At 66.6% G+C, this 17,233-nt stretch carries 11 protein-coding genes and 1 pseudogene; 4 read left to right on the forward strand and 8 right to left on the reverse strand.

What is annotated here, in order from left to right; genetic code table 11:
* The first annotated feature begins 168 nt into the window (after positions 1 to 168).
* The gene (locus tag AC3IR9_RS18900) at positions 169 to 1,176 is read left to right on the forward strand and encodes a LacI family DNA-binding transcriptional regulator (RefSeq protein WP_489292682.1); all 1,008 of its coding nucleotides are present in this window, start codon (positions 169 to 171) and stop codon (positions 1,174 to 1,176) included.
* A gap of 9 nt (positions 1,177 to 1,185) precedes the next feature.
* Here the strand turns inward: AC3IR9_RS18900 and AC3IR9_RS18905 are convergent, their stop codons facing one another.
* Positions 1,186 to 2,457 carry a sugar MFS transporter gene (locus AC3IR9_RS18905; protein ID WP_489292684.1) on the reverse strand — a complete coding sequence of 424 codons (1,272 nt, stop codon included), beginning with the start codon at positions 2,455 to 2,457 and terminating at the stop codon, positions 1,186 to 1,188.
* A 423-nt stretch (positions 2,458 to 2,880) separates the two neighbouring features.
* Here AC3IR9_RS18905 and AC3IR9_RS18910 point away from each other — a divergent pair, with 423 nt between their 5' ends.
* The 3 genes from AC3IR9_RS18910 (at position 2,881) to AC3IR9_RS18920 (ending at position 8,706) form a co-directional block, all read left to right on the forward strand.
* Positions 2,881 to 5,883 carry a TonB-dependent receptor gene (locus AC3IR9_RS18910; RefSeq protein WP_489292686.1) on the forward strand — a complete coding sequence of 1,001 codons (3,003 nt, stop codon included), beginning with the start codon at positions 2,881 to 2,883 and terminating at the stop codon, positions 5,881 to 5,883.
* Positions 5,884 to 5,902: 19 nt separating this feature from the next.
* Positions 5,903 to 6,910 carry a cupin-like domain-containing protein gene (locus AC3IR9_RS18915; protein ID WP_489292687.1) on the forward strand — a complete coding sequence of 336 codons (1,008 nt, stop codon included), beginning with the start codon at positions 5,903 to 5,905 and terminating at the stop codon, positions 6,908 to 6,910.
* Between the two features lie 209 nt (positions 6,911 to 7,119).
* The gene (locus AC3IR9_RS18920) at positions 7,120 to 8,706 is read left to right on the forward strand and encodes a GGDEF domain-containing protein (protein WP_489292688.1); all 1,587 of its coding nucleotides are present in this window, start codon (positions 7,120 to 7,122) and stop codon (positions 8,704 to 8,706) included.
* A gap of 70 nt (positions 8,707 to 8,776) precedes the next feature.
* Here the strand turns inward: AC3IR9_RS18920 and AC3IR9_RS18925 are convergent, their stop codons facing one another.
* From AC3IR9_RS18925 to AC3IR9_RS18955, 7 genes and pseudogenes are all read right to left on the reverse strand, one after another.
* Positions 8,777 to 9,646, reverse strand: a complete 870-nt coding sequence (locus AC3IR9_RS18925; protein ID WP_489292689.1) for an energy transducer TonB — start codon at positions 9,644 to 9,646, stop codon at positions 8,777 to 8,779.
* Positions 9,647 to 9,703: 57 nt separating this feature from the next.
* On the reverse strand, positions 9,704 to 11,416 hold the full coding sequence (gene aceK / locus AC3IR9_RS18930; protein WP_489292691.1) for a bifunctional isocitrate dehydrogenase kinase/phosphatase: 1,713 nt from the start codon (positions 11,414 to 11,416) through the stop codon (positions 9,704 to 9,706).
* 162 nt (positions 11,417 to 11,578) lie between these two features.
* Positions 11,579 to 11,938: a hypothetical protein gene (locus tag AC3IR9_RS18935; protein WP_489292692.1), complete on the reverse strand. Its 360-nt coding sequence runs from the start codon at positions 11,936 to 11,938 to the stop codon at positions 11,579 to 11,581.
* A gap of 50 nt (positions 11,939 to 11,988) precedes the next feature.
* Positions 11,989 to 12,402, reverse strand: a pseudogene (locus tag AC3IR9_RS18940) (roadblock/LC7 domain-containing protein); the annotation flags it as partial.
* Positions 12,395 to 12,943: a GTP-binding protein gene (locus AC3IR9_RS18945; RefSeq protein ID WP_489292694.1), complete on the reverse strand. Its 549-nt coding sequence runs from the start codon at positions 12,941 to 12,943 to the stop codon at positions 12,395 to 12,397. The pseudogene AC3IR9_RS18940 and the gene AC3IR9_RS18945, both read right to left, overlap by 8 nt.
* A gap of 2 nt (positions 12,944 to 12,945) precedes the next feature.
* Positions 12,946 to 13,899, reverse strand: coding sequence for a hypothetical protein (locus tag AC3IR9_RS18950; protein WP_489292696.1), 954 nt, complete (start codon positions 13,897 to 13,899; stop codon positions 12,946 to 12,948).
* 633 nt (positions 13,900 to 14,532) lie between these two features.
* The gene (locus AC3IR9_RS18955; RefSeq protein WP_489292697.1) at positions 14,533 to 16,758 is read right to left on the reverse strand and encodes an NADP-dependent isocitrate dehydrogenase; all 2,226 of its coding nucleotides are present in this window, start codon (positions 16,756 to 16,758) and stop codon (positions 14,533 to 14,535) included.
* Positions 16,759 to 17,233: the final 475 nt, after the last annotated feature.

A 17,233-nucleotide genomic window follows, 5' to 3' on the forward strand; every position in this document is an offset into this window, starting at 1 on the left:
GCTGCGCACGATCAACGCTGCGGGTGTTGCAATGCCGCACGAAAAACACGGACGCGCCACGGGTGGTCCTGGCATGGCAACATCCGCCTGCATCGGCAACCTCGTCATGACATCCCCGCACTACCATCGGCATCTGCCGCCCTGCCCACCCAGAGGATCCACCGCACCATGCGTAGTCGAATCGAGGATGTGGCTACGCTGGCCGGCGTTTCGATCAAGACCGTCTCCCGCGTGCTCAACAACGAGCCCAACGTGCGCGCCGAAACGCGCGAGCGCGTGCGGGCGGCGGTGGCGCGGCTGGGCTACAAGCCCAACCTGTCCGCGCGCAGCCTGGCCGGGCAGCGCTCCTACGCACTGGCGCTGGTCTACAACAACCCCTCGCGCAACTACCTGATGGAAATCCAGAACGGGATGCTGGAGGCCTGCCACGCCACCCACTACAACCTGATCCTGGGGCCGGTGGGCATCGGCCGGCGCACGCTGCCGGATCTGTCCGCGCTGTTCGAGAATTCGCGGCCCGATGGCGTGGTGCTGATCCCGCCCCTCACCGACGATGCCGTGGTGCTGTCCTGGCTGGAAGAGCAGGACATCCCGTTTGCCAGCATCGCCCCGCGGCATCCGGAAGGTCGCATCGGCGTGCGCATGGACGAGACCACCGCCGTGGTCGAACTGATCGACCACCTGGTCGCGCAGGGACACCGCCGCATCGCCCACATCAAGGGGCCGCGCGCGCACGGTGCGTGCCAGTGGCGCCACGCCGGCTACCGCCGGGCGTTGAAGCAGGCCGGCATTGCCTACGACCCGGCACTGGTGGTGAACGGGCAGTTCTCGTTTGAATCGGGCATCGAAGCGGCCAATGCGCTGCTCGATCTCCCCGAGCCGCCCACGGCGATCTTCGCGGCCAACGACGACATGGCCGCCGCGGTGTTCCGCGTGGCCGGCCAGCGTGGTCTGCGCATTCCGCGCGACCTGTCGGTGTGCGGCTTCGATGACACGCCGATCGCCGGGCACATCTACCCGGCGCTGACCACCGTGCGCCAGCCGACATCGGAAATGGGGCGGCTGGCCACCGAACAGCTGATCGACCATATCCGCGCACCCGGGGCCGGCCGCATGGTCACCGTGGACCATGCGGTGCTGGTGCGCGAATCCACCCAGGCGCCTCGTCGGCGCTGAGCGCACCGTTTACGCGGCGTGGCGCGACCCGCGCCAAGCGTAGAAGACGATGTACAGGTAGCACAGCATCGGCAGCAGGAACGACAGCTGCAGGCCATGATGGTCGGCCAGCCAGCCCATCGCCAGCGGAATCACCGCACCGCCCACGATGGCCATCACCAGCAGGCTGGAGCCCTGCCCGGTCAGGTTGCCCAGGCGTGCGATCGCCAGCGCAAAGATGGTCGGAAACATGATCGAATTGAACAGCCCGATGCTGACCACCGCCCACTTGGCCAGCGACCCGCTGCCCAGCATGGTCACCACCAGCAGCGCCATCACCATCACCGCGAACACCCCCAGCACCCGGCGCGGTTCCACCCGCGCCAGCAGCACCGTGCCGATCAGCCGGCCCACCAGCGCGCCGCCCCAGTACAGGGAGACATAGCGGGTGGCTTCCTGCTCACTCAGCCCTTCGCCAATGCCCGGCATCGACAGGAAGTTGACCAGCACGCTGCCGATGGAAACCTCGGCCCCCACGTAGAAGAAGATCGCCAGCACGCCGTAGAACAGGTGGCGATGGCGCAGCGCGTCGCGCAGCCGGCCCCCGCGGGCGCCTTCTTCGACCCCGGCGATGGTGGGCAGGCGGAACATCCAGAACGCCACCGCCAGCGCGAACAGGGCCAGCGCCAGGCCGAAGTACGGCAGCTGTACCGACTGCGCCTCGGCAGCGCGGTAGGCCAGCGCCTCGGCCTGCGGCAGCAGGGCCAGCGCCTCGGGCGTCTTCGGCTCGGCCGACAGGATCAGCAGGCCGCCAAACAGCGGCGCCAGCGTGGTGCCGAGTGCGTTCATCGACTGCGCCAGGGTCAGCCGGCTGGAACTGGTCTGCTCTGGACCCAGCAGCGCCACGTACGGATTGGCCGCCACCTGCAGCACGGTGATGCCGGTGGCCAGCACGAACAACGCGCCGAGGAACAACCCATACACATGCAGCTGCGCGGCCGGCCAGAACAACAGCGCGCCGACCCCGGCGATGGCCAGCCCGGCGACGATGCCACGCTTGTAGCCTACCGCGGCCACCAGCCGGCCGGCGGGCAGCGACATCAGGAAGTACGCACCGAAGAAGGTGAACTGCACCAGCATCGCCTGCACCCAGGTCAACGCGAACGCGGCCTTCAGGTGCGGAATCAGGATGTCGTTGAGGCAGGTAAGGAAGCCCCACATGAAGAAGATGGCGGTCACCACCGCCAGCGCCACGCGATTGCTTTGTACGTGTTGCCCGCGATCCGCGGCCGGGTTGTCCATTGCATGTCCTTGATGTTGGGAATGCCGGCCACGCGGCGGCCACACATGGAACCCGCTTCGTCCTCGATTGTCCAGCGCTGTCAGACAATCGGTCATTGCAGCGGTCATCCCCTGCAAACGCTGTTTGGCGAGGTTTCGCGCAGTTCCGTTCTGCACTGCACAACGTATGGAGACGGCCAGGACAGAGCCATCACGTCCCGCATGAATTGCACGGTAGTGCCTGCATTGCAGTGCTTTCAGACACACCGGCTACCGGTTTGGAGGCAGCTGCGGTGCAGCGTATGCGGGCAGCGGATGGGGCCGTGGAGCAGCGTTTGTTGACAACGCTGTCAACCATGGCCCCCAATCCGCCCACGTGTGCAGTTGAACGATCCCAAACGACGACGAACCGCCATTTCAAAATTCCCTGGGGAGGGAGCTTCCATGAAGACGTACAAGGTCGTACCCCGCAAGGCGATGCTGACTACCGCGCTGCTCGCTGCCCTGGCAGGTCCGGCGTGGGCGCAGGAATCCACCGGTGCTGCGGCCGGCACCGACAGCCCCGATCCCACCACGCTGGATGCGGTGCAGGTCACCGGCATCCGCGGCAGCCTCACCTCGTCGATGAACCTCAAGCGCGACAGCCAGGGCGTGGTGGATGGGATCGTGGCCGAGGACATCGGCAAATTCCCCGACACCAACCTGGCCGAATCGCTGCAGCGCATCAGCGGCGTGTCGATCGACCGCACCTCCAGCGGTGAAGGCTCCAAGGTGACCGTGCGCGGCATCGGCCCGGACTTCAACCTGGTACTGCTCAACGGCCGCCAGATGCCGGCGTCCAACCTGGGCAACGGTGGCGGTGGGCTGTCGGGCTCGCGTTCGTTCGATTTCGCCAACATCGCCTCCGAGTCGATCTCGGCGGTGGAGGTGTACAAGACCACCCGCGCCGACAATCCCACCGGCGGCATCGGCGCCACCATCAACATCAAGACGCTGCGCCCGCTGGAATCGGCGCCGGTGATCAGCCTGGGGGTGAAGGCGGTCAACGACAGCTCCAACGACAACCTGCCGCGCACGCTGCAGGGCGCCAACGTCACCGGCGAACTGTCGGGCATTTTCAGCCAGACCTATGCCGACGGCCGCTTCGGCGTGGCGCTAAGCGCCAGTCACCAGGAGCGCGATTCGGGCTTCAACCAGGCCACCGTGGCCGAAGGCTGGGCCACCTTCCAGGGCAACAAGACCGATGACTGGCGCGTGCTGCCACAGCCCGGCCAGGGCTATGCGGACCGCATCCAGAACCGCCCCGGCCCGGAGGACATCTACGCCCGTCCGCAGAACACCGCCTACAACGTCAACGGCGTGCAGCGCCAGCGCACCAACGGCCAGGTCACCCTGCAGTGGAAGCCGGCCGACAACATCACCACCACGCTGGACTACACCCGCATCGAGAACAAGGTGCAGCAGCAGCGCAGCGAGCTGTCGGTGTGGTTCAACTACGGCCCCGGCGACAGCATATGGACCAATGGGCCGGTGGCCGCGCCGATCATCTACAGCGAGGACATGGTCAACTCGGACGTGGCGATGGGCGGCATGAAGCTGGCCACCAAGAATGCGATGGATTCGTTGGGCTTCAACGTCGACTGGGAAGTCAACGACGCGCTCAGCCTGTCCTTCGACGCGCACAACTCCACCGCCGAGTCCAAGCCGGACGGCCCGTACGGGTCGGCCGGCGTGCTGGGCGTGGCTGCCTATGTGCGCGGCAAGACCACCGTGGACTACAGCGGCGACCTGCCGATCATCAACATCGCACTGCCGCCCGGTGGCGTGCAGGCGTCCGATGCGCTGGTCACCGGCTCGGTGTTCCAGAACAGCTACAACAAGTCCAAGGTGGCGCAGTACCAGGGGCGCGGCACGTTCAAATTCGCCGACTATTCGGCGCTGGATTTCGGCGTGGGGCACACCAAGGTGGAAAACCGCTCGGCGTCGGCGATCATGCAGCGCGACAGCTGGGGGGGCGTGGGCAGCCCGGCCGACTATGACGACGGCATCTGGTATGCCGACGACATGGCCAAGTACTTCAAATCGTTCTCCGGGCACAGCGATCCGCGCCTGACCGGCCAGTTCCTGGTATTCGATTTCGATCGGCTGCGCGAACGTGCCGGCCAGGTCCCCAACGGTACCGAGCCGGCCTGCCCGACCTGCTACCTGGCGCCCACCGAGTACACCGAGGACATCCGCACCACCGAAACCTCCAAGAGCGCCTACCTGCAGTACCGCACCACGTTCGACTGGTCGATGCCGCTGCACGTCGCCGCCGGCGTGCGTTACGAGCAGACCGAGGTGGAGTCGCAGGCGCTGGTCAAGGTACCCACGGCCATCAGCTGGAATTCGGCCAACGAGTTCAACATCGGCTATGCCAGCCAAGGCACGTTCGTGGGCGGCAAGGGCAAGTACGATTACGTGCTGCCCAACGTCGACCTCAAGCTGGACCTGAGCGAGACCCTGGCACTGCGGGGCAGCTACAGCCGCAGCCTCGGCCGCCCGGGCTGGACCCAGATCGACAGTGGCCAGCACCTGGACAACATCGTGCGTACCCAGGGCGGTACCGGCTCGCGCGGCAACCCGGCCCTGGAACCGCTGCTGTCGGACAACTTCGACCTGTCGCTGGAGTGGTACTACGACGAGTCCAGCTATGCCTCGGTCGGCTTCTTCCGCAAGAACATCAAGAACTTCATCAGCAACACCATCGTCCGCGAAGACGCCGGCGCGCTGCATACGCCCGTCGGTGGCGCCTACTGGAACCAGGCGCTGGCGTCGGGCTGCGCTGGCACCGACATGCCCTGCATCCGCGATTACATCCTCATCAACCACGCCGGCGATCCCGGCGTCACCTCGACCGGGGTCAACTCGGCCGGGCAGCAGACCGGCAGCATCGTCGGCCAACCGGGCGATCCCATTGCCGGGTTCGACATCACGCTTCCCGCCAACCAGCGCTCGGACCATCTGGATGGCTGGGAACTGAGCGTGCAGCAGCTGTTCGGCCAGACCGGCTTCGGCTTGGCCGCCAACTACACCAAGGTGAAATCGGGGCTGACCTTCGACAACCTCAGCCTGGGCGACCAGTACCCGATGATCGGGCTGAGCGATTCGGCCAACCTGGTGCTGTTCTACGAGAAGTACAACTGGCAGGTGCGCGCGGCCTACAACTGGCGCGACAAGTTCCTCAACGGCATCGGTGGCCAGGGCCCCAACCCGAACTACACCGCCGCCTACGGCCAGCTCGATCTCAACATCAGCTACGCGCTCACCGAGCAGCTGTCGGTGAGCGTGGAGGCGATCAACCTGACCGACGAAACCATGCGCACCTATGCGCGCCACACCAACATGCTGCGCTACGCCACCCAGACCGGCCCGCGCTACATGTTCGGGGTACGCTACAAGTTCTGACCGCAGGGGCATCGGCGCAATGGCCGTCCAGCTCGACGAAGTACATGGGCTGGACCCGGCGCAGCTGCACACGCAGCTGCCCGGCTGGACCACGCCCAAGGTGGTCCGCGGGCTGGTGGCGCACTGGCCGATGGTGGCCGCCGCACGCGGGTCGGCCGAGGCGGCCGTTGCCCACCTCAAGCAGTTCGACCACGGCCAGCTGCCGGTCACCGCCACCACCGCCGCCCCGCAGGCACAGGGGCGGATCTTCTACAACGCGGACCTGACCGGCTTCAACTTCCGCCGTGAGCAGATCGCGCTTAAGGTGGTACTCGATACATTGCTGAAGTACCAGGCCGAGGCGGCACCGCCAACCATCTACGTGGCCTCCACCACGCTGGACAGCTTCCTGCCCGGGTTCGGCACGGCCAATGGGCTGGCACTGGGGGTGGACGATCCCCTGGCCAGCATCTGGATCGGCAACCGCTCCCGCATCGCCGCCCACCAGGACGTACCGGACAACCTGGCCTGCGTGGCGGCGGGGCGACGGCGCGTCACGCTGTTCCCACCGGACCAGATCAACAACCTGTACATCGGGCCGCTGGACTTCACCCCGGCCGGGCAGGCGGTGAGCCTGGTGGATTTCGCCGCGCCCGACCTGGACCGCTTCCCGCGCTTCGCCGAGGCACTCGCGCATGCGCAGGTCGCTGAACTTGGCCCCGGCGATGCGGTATTCATCCCGTCGCTGTGGTGGCACCACATGGAAGGGCTGGCGGCATTCAACGTGCTGGTCAACTACTGGTGGCGGCCGGTACCGGCGTGGATGGACGCACCGATGAACGCACTGATGCTGTCGGTGCTGGCGCTGCGCGACCTGCCCCCGGAACAGCGCGCGCACTGGCGTTCGATCTTCGACCACTACGTGTTCAACGCCGACGCGCACACCGCCGCGCATATCCCGGTGGGCGCCCGCGGCGTGCTGGGCCCGCTGGACAGCGCCAGCGCGGCGCAGATACGCGCGGTGCTGCGAAAGCGGTTGGAGCGTTGACCGACCCGGATCGGGCCAGTTCACCCACCGAACCCTGGAAACCGCGATAATCCGCCGTGATCCGCAGTTCGCCCGGGGGCGGGATGTCGACGAACCGGTGCAGCCCCGCTGCACCGCCGCCACACCACGCAGTGCGCTCCTGATTGCTTCACCGTTGCCGTTCCATCCGCCTCCCGGATGGCGCTGCACCCGCCCGTCAAGACGACCGCATGCGCCCGTTTTCCACCCGCCTCAACCTGGGCAAGCTGATCCTTGGCCTGGCCCTGCTCAGCGCGCTCATCGCGCTCGCCAATACGCTGCACGCCAGTTACCGGGTGCAGCGCGAGCAGTTGATCAGCACGACACTGGAAGCCAACCGGGTCTATGCCAGCAAGCTGGCCGAAACCACCCAGAACTTCATCCAGTCCGCGCAGCAGCAGCTGGCCTACAGTGCCACTGCACTGGGCCAGCGCGCCTATGACCGCACCGAACTGGAAGCAGAAGCGGCCCGCCTGCAACTGCAGACCAACAGCTTCAACTCGGTGCTGATCGTCGATCCGGCCGGCACCGTGCTGGCCACCTCACCGCAGAGCCTGGCGTTGCAGGGGCTGGTGCTCAACAGCCGCGGCAACACCGAAGCGCTGGCGCGCCGCGTACCGTTCATCAGCGACCCCTACCAGTCCGCGACCGGCCGCCTGCTGGTGGCCATCTCGCACCCGGTGTTCAGCGCGCAGGGCCAGTACAAGGGTTATGTCAGCGGCACCATCTACCTGCGCGAACGCAGCATCCTGCAGACCCTGCTGGGCAGGCACTATTACCGCGATGGGTCCTACCTGTACGTGGTCGACCGCCACGGCCGCATCCTGTACCACCTCGAGCCGAGCCGGGTAGGCCAGTTCGCGATGGAGAATCCGGCGGTGCAGGCCGTCAGCAAGGGCCACTCGGGGGCCCAGCAGGTGCGCAACAGCCGCGGGGTGATGATGCTCGCCGGCTATGCACCGGTTCCGATCGTGGGCTGGGGCGTGGTCGCACAGCGGCCGACCACCGCCACGCTGGCCGCATTGTCACGTCTGATGTCCTCGGTGATCTGGAATGCGATTCCGCTGGGCGTGCTGTCGCTGCTGGTCACCTGGTGGTTTGCCCGGCGCATCTCGCTGCCGCTGTGGCAGTTGGCCCGCAACGTACAGAACCGCGACACCGGCCTGGCCATCGGCCATGTCACCGGCATCCGCGCCTGGTATTACGAGGTGGCCCATCTCAAACAGGCGCTGCTGTACAGCTTCAACCTGCTGCAGGACCGCATCGGCAAACTCAACCGCGCCACCATGACCGACCCGCTGACCAGCCTGCAGAACCGCCGCGGGCTGCAGCAGGGGCTGGAGGACTGGCAGGCGCGTGGGCAGCCGTTCGGCATCATTGCGCTGGACATCGACCGCTTCAAGGCCATCAACGACCGCTTTGGGCATGCCGTGGGCGATGCGGTGATCCTGCGTATCGCGCAGCTGATGCGCGACGACTCGCGCGATACCGACCTGCTGTGCCGCAATGGCGGCGAAGAGTTCCTGATCCTGCTGCCCGGCATCGATACCGCCGGCGCTGCACGGATCGCCGAACGGCTGCGCCGGCAGGTGGCCGCGGAAGTGTTCGAGGAGGTCGGCTCGGTGACCGTCTCGCTGGGCGTGGCGCACTACCCCAGCTATCACCAGGACCCGCAGCAGGCGCTGCGGCTGGCCGACAAAGCGTTGTACATGGCCAAGGAACAAGGCCGCGACCGCACCGTGGTGCATCCTGAACCGGAGCGGCGCGAGCCGGGCTGATCGCGGCACCGGCCGGGGCGCGCATCGCCGATGGCCGGGCCACGCCCCGCCATCGCGATGGCTCGCCGCTTCAACCGCCCAGCGGGGTCAACAGGCGCGGCCCGGACTGGGCATCGGCCATGTACACCCCACCTGCCGGCAGCAGGTCGGCGGCATCATCGGCCAGGGCCTTGTCCGCACGCCACGGCGCCTGCTGGCGTGGGCCGGGAATATAGGCATCCCACATGCCGTAGCGGATATCCTCGCCGTGCAACTCAAAGCTCACCGGCATGCGCACGGTCCAGCTGCTTTCATCCTTGTCCTTGCCCGTGGTCGGGATGCGGAAGGTCCACTTGCGCGCGGCCGTGATCGAAGTACGTGCCAGGGCATCACGCATCCGGCGCATTTCCACTTCGTTGGCGATCACTTTCAGGTTGACCTGCTCGGCGGCCACGTCGATCACCCTGCCATCGCGCCCCACCTGCACCTGCAGCAGCACCAGGCCTTTTCCGCCCACTGAATAGACACTCTTGGGGTAGGACGGCGGCGTTATCTTCACCCGGGTGACGCTGTCGGTGGCCGTGGGGTCGTAGCGGTCGAAGTTGGCGGCCAGCAGCGTGACCTCCATCGTCTCGTCGTTGAGATTCTTGCCGCCCAGGCGGATGCTGACCGGCGCGCGTGCGCGTACCACGCGGCCCTCGACGATCACCGGCTCGAACCGCCAGCCCTGCACCGCGCGCTCGACGAATGCCACCAGCGCATCGTTGACCTTTTCGCGGTGGTCCATCTGGAAGGATTCCACCTGCCCTTCCGGACCGATGTCGATGACGCCGGTGAGCACCATGCTGGCCTCGGCCTGCGCGCGCACAGCACGCGCACTCTGTGCGGCGGCCTCCGGGATGACGGTCATGCCGACGCCGCTGAAGGCCAGCGCCAGCGCAAGAATTGGGATCGTTCGCATCGCACTCGCTCCTTGTGGATGTCAGCGAGCGTAGCGCAGGCCGGCCTTCACTGCCAATCAGGCCAGCCGATGGCTGGCGGCATAGGGAGGGGTGTCGGGGAAGTCGCCCGCCGCGAAGCGCGCCTGCAACCCCTGCCACCAGCCGGGATCGAACAGGTGCCGGAAATGCTCGCGCACGACGGCCAGCTCGGCGGCCGGCAGGCCCATGAACATCCAGAAGCGTTCGGGAAACACATCCCGCGGGCCGATCTGGAACCAGGGTTCGTCGGCCAGGGCTTCCTGCTCGTTGCGCGGCGCCGGCCAGGCGCGGAAGTTGCAGTCAGCCACCAGGCACAGTTCGTCGTAGTCGTAGAACACCGCCCGCCCGTGCCGGGACACACCGAAGTTCTTGGGCAGCATGTCGCCGGGAAAGATATTGTTGCGCGCCATGTCAGTGATCGCCTGGGCGTAGTCCAGCGCCGCGTTGCGCCGGGCCTCGGCACTCTGCTCGCGCAGGTACAGGTTGAGCGGGCGGAAGCGGCGCTGCACGTAGCACAGCGCGATCACCAGCTCATCGCCTTCTTCGCGGACACTGCTGCTGCAGTGGGCGAGCAGTTCCTCGCGCAGCGCGGGGGCGAAGCGCGCCCTTGGAAAACGCAGCGCGCGGTAAGGCTGCGCATCCAGCAACCGGCCCACGCGATCCAGGTTGAAGACCAGCGCGTACTTCTCTTCCACCTGGTGCCGGGTCAGGGTCTTGGGCCACGCAAAGCGGTCGCGGATCAGCTTGAACACCAGCGGATAGCTGGGCAGGGTAAACACCGCCATGACCATGCCCGGGGTGCCGTCGGCATGCACCAGCTGCTCGCCCGGATGGTCCTGGAAATGCCGGAAGAAGGTCCGGTAGCGCTCGGTCTTGCCCTGCTTGGCCCGGCCCAGCACGGTGTAGATCTCATCGATGGGCTTGGCCGGCAGCAGGCTGCGCAGGAACACCACCGCATCGCCGACCGTGGCCAGGTCGGCCTGGAAATAGCTGCGCGACACGCCAAACAGGTGCGCTACATCGCGACGCCGGGTCAGCACGGCTTCGGCCCGCAGTCCGTTCTCATCGTTGACCAGCGCAATGATGCAGGGCGAGAAGCGATGCTCCCCGAACACCCGGCCCACCAGGTAGGCGCGGCGCTCACGGTAGAACACCGTGTCGAGCAGTTCGATGCTGCGCACCGGATAATCGCCCCAGTGGGCCAGGTCATCCTGCAGCCGCACCGCGATGGCCGCCGCGCAGCGCAGCTGGTGCGCATAGGGCACCTCGAAGCGGTAATCGCCCAGCACCCGCAGCAGCGCCTCGGCCGGACGCGCCGCCGACAGCGTGTAACTGTGCCGCGCCACCGGATGGGTAATCGCGTCGGAGGGCTCCACGTCCATCGCCATGAACTCTACCGCCGCATCCACGCCCTCGGTAGCGAACAGCCGCCGCGCCAGGGTGTTGTAGAAGGTCTTGTACAACTCGGCGTCCAGCAGGCCCTCGAGCCGCCCCGCATAGGCCTGGCGTACCTGTTGCCACAGCACGCGGGTGCCCACCTCATCGCCGGCGGCACGCCGCAGCGCATCCACGGTGTCGGCGATGCACAGGTCGTACAGGCCGATACGCTCCACCGCGTCCTGCCGGGCACCGGCCCAGTCGCGGGTTTCAAAGCGCACCCGCGCTCGCCGCGTGACCGCCGCAAAACGCGCAAGGTAAGCCTCGAACCCCTCGCCGATGCGGGCCGCAAGCACGGCTGCGAGCGTGCTCATCGCAGCACGCCGCCGTAGCGGTATCGACACTGGGTAACGCGCATGCGGACACACCCGGAAGACCTGCCTTCACCATACGGCAGCCGTTGGTGGCCTTCAACGCATGATGGGACAAGCCACCGCCGGTCGCCCTCCTCGGGCAACCGGCGGCAGAGCGGAAGCTTACAGCGCCAGCTCGGCTTCCACGTCCTGCACCTTGCGCCGGGCCATGGCCAGGTTGGACTTGTTGCGATCCAGCACCAGGTACAGGAACAGCCCCTTCTTGCGCGCGACCGGACGCAGGATGTGGTACGCCTTGCCCAGCGAAATCAGGATGTCCTCGATCGTGTCGTTGAGGTTGAGCGAGGCGGCCGTCTTCATCTTCGCGCGGATCACCTCGGTGTTGCCGGCGGCCGCGACCTCCATGTCCATCCCCGATCCCGCCTCCCCCAGCAGCATCCCGCTCTCGTAATCGACCAATGCCACTGCCTGGGCACCATCGATGCTCATCAGCGCGTTCAAGGTATCGTCCAGTCCTGCCATGTTGCACCCCGTTGGTTATCGAGCCCTGGTATTCCCTGCGGATCGGCTCGTGATCCGCTGAGTTCGGCCATGATGTTGCGGCCACATTCCTTCGCACTCCACAGCACCTTGCCGATCACGCAGCGCGCATCGCAGGCGGTCATCAACAGCAGCGGCAGCGGCACCGCAGGCAGTGCCAGCATCAGCACTTTGCCCTCGCCGGCTTCGAGCATCAGTACTTCCAGTTCGCCCAGCGACAGCTCTCGCCCCACCGCCGCGGCCAACGCCAGCATCGCGCTGGTCATCGCCGCGAGCCGTTCGCCATTGCCATGGGTACCGGCAGCCGGAACCAGGGCAAAGCCATCGACGCTGGCCAGCACCACGCTGCGCACGCCGTTGATGTCATCGGCAAATGCCTGCAGGTGCCAGCCAAGCCGCTCGCGCAATGCGGGGGCCAGATGACGCGCATCGTGTCCATCAGCCATGTGCGGCCACCAATGCACCGGCTTCCATTTCACCCATCAGCACGTCCATCAGGCACAGTCCCTGTTCGCGATCCCGTGCATCGACCGGCACCACCGGCAACCAACGCCCTTCGTGCCCGGCCTGCCGCGCGCAGGCATCCAGGTCGAACTGCGGGGCGAGGTCGAGCCGCGAGATACCGATCACCGCCGGTACCTGCGCGGCATGCTGCCGCAGCACCGCCAGGTAGGTGCCCAGTTCATCGGCCACTGCCTCGCGCGTGGCGTCCAGCAGCAGCACCACGCCACTGGCGCCCTGCAGCAGGATCGGCCACAGGAAATCAAAACGCTGCTGCCCCGGCGTGCCATAAAGACGCAGCCGGTCGCCGTTGGGCAGGTCGATATCGGCGTAATCCATCGCTACCGTGGTCGAGGCCTTGTCCGCGCCTGCGCGGTCGCTGTTGTGGACGTCGGTATTGATCACCGCGCCAGCGGCGATCGCGCGGACCAGGGTCGACTTGCCGCAGCCCATGCTGCCCAGCACCACGATCTTGTATTCGCGCACGCTCAGCCCCCGCCGCGTTGGCGCACGCTGCGCCACATCCGGGCAAGCAGGCCGCCGCCCTCTGCACCGGGCCGTATCCCGCCACCCGCCGTGGCCGGCGCGTCGATGGCGGCATAGCCGCACAGGTAGGCCGGGTGCACGAAGGCACGCACGGCCTCGGCGGGCATCTCCAGCAACGATGCGCACTCGTCCACGCTGCAGGCGCGCTTGAGCAGCAGCGAGCACAGCCGGAAGCTGTCGTGCTGGTGGCCGAGCACGCGGAAATCCGGCCAGCGCAACAGACGCACCCGTGCGTGCTGCTTGAGGCGTGCGTCCAGATCGCGCCAGTGCGCCGGGTGCTGACCCCACTGCCACAACAGCGGCCGCAGCGACTGCCGCGGCTGTTCACCGGCCAGTTGTTGGTAACGTTTGGCGGCAATGCCATGCAAGGCCAGCTGCTCGAACGTATCGGACAGCATCATCGCCTGTTCGCCAACGGGCGTGCCGTCGGGCGCTACCCACTGGTCCTGTTCAAAGTCGAGCAGCAGCACCGGCTCGCCGTCCACTGCCAGCAGCCCATGCCCATGACGGGACTGCAGGCTCTCGCGCAGCGCACGGGTGATCGCTTTGGCGCCGCGGGCGGCACAGGGCTCTTCGATCGGCGCCGGGCCGGCAGGCATGCGGCGCAAGGCGTGTTCGATGGCATGGTCGTCCAGCACGGCGTGCTCATCGCCCTGGCCGTGGCGCAACTGTCCCTGCTGGTCTTCGATCCAGAACTGGATACGCGGTCGCTCGCGCACCATCCGCAGGGCGGCGTTGCGCAGGGCCGGAGTGTCCTTGATCACCAGCAGGTCGCAATCATCAAGGTCGCGGCAGCTGCGTACGGTATCGCCCGGCAACGCGGCGGCGACGCGCAGACGTTGCAGCAAGGCGTTCTCCTCCTGGATATCCGATCCGACCACCAGCACCCTGGCCATCGCCTTCCCCTGCGTTGTGAGAGATCACACTTACTGCAGTAAAGATCGTCGATAGGCTATGTCAACGCTCACGCGGCAGAAGTGATGGATCGCACAGATTGAACGGACGAAACCCGGCGTAGGTGCAAGGGATGCCGCGCCTTGCGGCAAGCAAGTTTCATGCCGTCTTTACGTTGGTCACCCGCGCGTGTGCGGCGCAGATCGGGATCGACGAAGGTCACAGTTTCTTTTGCTGCGCTGAGAAAAAGGTCTTCTCCGGTGTGAGGGGAGAGGTTCACTCACAAGGCGACAGCCGCTTGCGCGGGGGTTTCGCTTGGCTATGGCGTGAGCGTCCGCGTGCCCCTTGGCGGCCGGCAGGTCCTTGTGCAAATGTCCCCCGGCCGACGCCTGCGGCGACGGCCTCCTCCTTTATTTTGCCAAGGGCCTGCCGACCGCCAAGGGGCTCGGCTTGCGGAACGCGCAGGCGCACTCCGGTGTTTGCCGTGGGCGGCCAGAGTTCTCGACACGCGGGTACCGATGCCCGACCCACACCCAAACGTGCGTTGTGCTTTTCCCACGGAGGGGAGAGGAAGCATAAAAAACCCGCGCCGAAGCGCGGGTCTTTATCGATCACACGGCAGGCGGAATGATCGCTTACAGAGCCGCCAGTGCACCGTTGAAGGTGGCACTCGGGCGCATAGCCGCCGCGGCCTTGGCCACGTCCGGGCGGTAGTAACCGCCGATGTCCACCGGCTTGCCCTGCACCGCCACCAGCTCGGCGATGATGGCCTGCTCGTTGTCGGCCAGTGCCTTGGCCAGCGGGGCGAAGCGTGCCTTCAGTGCGGCATCGTCGTCCTGCGCGGCCAGGGCCTGGGCCCAGTACAGCGCGATGTAGAAGTGGCTGCCGCGGTTGTCGATGCCACCGAGCTTGCGCGACGGCGACTTGTCGTTGTCCAGGAACTGGCCGTTGGCCTGGTCCAGGGTCTTGGCCAGCACGCTGGCACCGGCATTGTCGTAACGGTTGCCGAGGTGCTCCAGCGAGGCGGCCAGGGCCAGGAACTCACCCAGCGAATCCCAGCGCAGGTAGTCCTCTTCGACGAACTGCTGCACATGCTTCGGCGCCGAACCGCCCGCGCCGGTCTCGAACAGGCCACCACCGGCCATCAGCGGCACGATCGACAGCATCTTGGCACTGGTGCCCAGTTCCATGATCGGGAACAGGTCGGTGAGGTAATCGCGCAGCACGTTGCCGGTGACCGAGATGGTGTCCTCACCCTTGCGGATGCGGTCCAGCGAGAACGCGGTGGCCTCGATCGGGGCCAGGATGCGGATGTCCAGGCCGGTGGTGTCGTGGTCCTTCAGGTAGGTCTCGACCTTTGCGATCACCTGCGCATCGTGCGCGCGCGCGGCGTCCAGCCAGAACACGGCCGGGGTGCTGCTCAGGCGGGCGCGGTTGACGGCCAGCTTGACCCAGTCCTGGATCGGGGCGTCCTTGGTCTGGCACATGCGCCAGATGTCACCGGTCTGCACGGCGTGCTCGAACACCACGTTGCCGGTCTCGTCGGTGACGCGCACGGTACCGTCGGCCGGGATCTGGAAGGTCTTGTCGTGCGAGCCGTACTCTTCGGCCTTCTGCGCCATCAGGCCGACGTTGGGCACCGAGCCCATGGTGGCCGGGTCGAACGCGCCGTGGGTGCGGCAGTCATCGATCACCGCCTGGTACACACCGGCATAGCAACGGTCCGGAATGACCGCCTTGGTGTCCTGCAGCTTGCCGTCGGCGTTCCACATGCCACCCGAATCGCGGATCATCGCCGGCATCGACGCATCGACGATCACGTCGCTGGGCACGTGCAGGTTGGTGATGCCCTTGTCGGAATTGACCATGGCCAGGCCCGGGCGCTTGCCGTACTCGGCGGCCAGGTCGGCCTTGATGGTTTCCTGCAGCGCCTCGGGCAGCTGCGGCAGGCGCGCGTACAGGTCGCCGATGCCGTTGTTGGGATCGAAACCGGCCTGCTTGAGCACGTCGGCGTGCTTGGCCAGCACGTCCTTGTAGAACTCTTCGACCACCACGCCGAACATGATCGGGTCGGAGACCTTCATCATGGTCGCTTTCAGGTGCAGCGAGAACAGCACGCCACGGGCCTTGGCGTCGGCGATCTGGGCCTGTACGAAGCTGGCCAGTGCGTTGCGGCTCATCACCGCCGCATCGACGATCTCACCGGCCTTGACCGCAGTCTTGTCCTTGAGCACGACGCTGCTGCCATCGGCCTTGCGCAGTTCGATCTTCAGGCTGCCGGCGGTGGCCAGCGTGGCCGACTTTTCACTGCCGTAGAAGTCGCCGCCGTCCATGTGGGCCACGTGCGATTTGCATTCGGTGGACCACTTGCCCATGCGGTGCGGGTGCTTGCGGGCATAGTTCTTGACCGACAGCGGGGCACGGCGGTCGGAGTTGCCTTCGCGCAGCACCGGGTTGACCGCGCTGCCCTTGACCTTGTCGTAGCGCGCCTTGATGTCGCGCGAGACGTCGTCGGTGGGCACGTCCGGGTAGTTCGGCAGGGCGAAGCCCTGGTCCTGCAGTTCCTTGATGGCGGCCTTCAACTGCGGCACCGAGGCGCTGATGTTGGGCAGTTTGATGATGTTGGCATCCGGGGTGGTCGCCAGCTGGCCCAGTTCGGCCAGGTGGTCCACTTCCTTCTGGTCGTCCTTCAGGTAATCCGGGAACAGCGCCAGGATGCGGCCGGACAGCGAGATGTCGCGGGTTTCAACGGCGATGCCGGCGGTGGCGGTGTACGCCTCGACGATCGGCAGCAGCGACTGGGTGGCCAGGAACGGGGCTTCATCGGTGAGCGTGTAGAGAATCTTGGGCGTGCTGGACATGGGGGACTGAGGCTCTCTTGCGGATCTGATGAGTGACACCGCGCCGGTGGGCGCGCGCTGCGGAACCCCGTCATTGTCGCGTGTTCGGCGCGCCGGGGCAAAGCCCGGCCATACGCGAACGTATTGGAACGCTGTGGTGCGTGGTGGGTGGGTATCGGGTGAAACCCGCGCATGAAACGGGTTCTTCTGCCGTCTGCGGGGCGAGCAGAAAGCGCCATTGGGTTTCCTGGCGCTGGCCAGGCAATTGGGGGGCAGCCCTCGCGCCGCAGGTGGGTCGGGCGCCGGTTACCGATGCCCCCGGTGGCAGGCAGGCCCTTGTGCAAATGTCCTCCGGCCGACGCCTTGCGGCGACGGCCTCCCCCTTTATTTTGCCAAGGACCTGCCTGCCACCGGGGGCATCGGTAACCGCGTGCCGGAAACTCTGGTCGTGCATGGCAAATATCGGATTACGCATGTGCGTCCCGCAAGCCGAGCC

This window comes from Stenotrophomonas sp. GL_101 (genome assembly GCF_057835675.1).

What these genes read in the sequence shown, in the direction of transcription:
- AC3IR9_RS18900 (WP_489292682.1), top strand. Translation starts at nt 169, where the DNA reads ATGCGTAGTCGAATCGAGGATGTGGCTACGCTGGCCGGCGTTTCGATC.
- AC3IR9_RS18905 (WP_489292684.1), bottom strand. Translation starts at nt 2,457, where the DNA reads ATGGACAACCCGGCCGCGGATCGCGGGCAACACGTACAAAGCAATCGC.
- AC3IR9_RS18910 (WP_489292686.1), top strand. Translation starts at nt 2,881, where the DNA reads ATGAAGACGTACAAGGTCGTACCCCGCAAGGCGATGCTGACTACCGCG.
- AC3IR9_RS18915 (WP_489292687.1), top strand. Translation starts at nt 5,903, where the DNA reads ATGGCCGTCCAGCTCGACGAAGTACATGGGCTGGACCCGGCGCAGCTG.
- AC3IR9_RS18920 (WP_489292688.1), top strand. Translation starts at nt 7,120, where the DNA reads ATGCGCCCGTTTTCCACCCGCCTCAACCTGGGCAAGCTGATCCTTGGC.
- AC3IR9_RS18925 (WP_489292689.1), bottom strand. Translation starts at nt 9,646, where the DNA reads ATGCGAACGATCCCAATTCTTGCGCTGGCGCTGGCCTTCAGCGGCGTC.
- aceK (WP_489292691.1), bottom strand. Translation starts at nt 11,416, where the DNA reads ATGAGCACGCTCGCAGCCGTGCTTGCGGCCCGCATCGGCGAGGGGTTC.
- AC3IR9_RS18935 (WP_489292692.1), bottom strand. Translation starts at nt 11,938, where the DNA reads ATGGCAGGACTGGACGATACCTTGAACGCGCTGATGAGCATCGATGGT.
- AC3IR9_RS18950 (WP_489292696.1), bottom strand. Translation starts at nt 13,899, where the DNA reads ATGGCCAGGGTGCTGGTGGTCGGATCGGATATCCAGGAGGAGAACGCC.
- AC3IR9_RS18955 (WP_489292697.1), bottom strand. Translation starts at nt 16,758, where the DNA reads ATGTCCAGCACGCCCAAGATTCTCTACACGCTCACCGATGAAGCCCCG.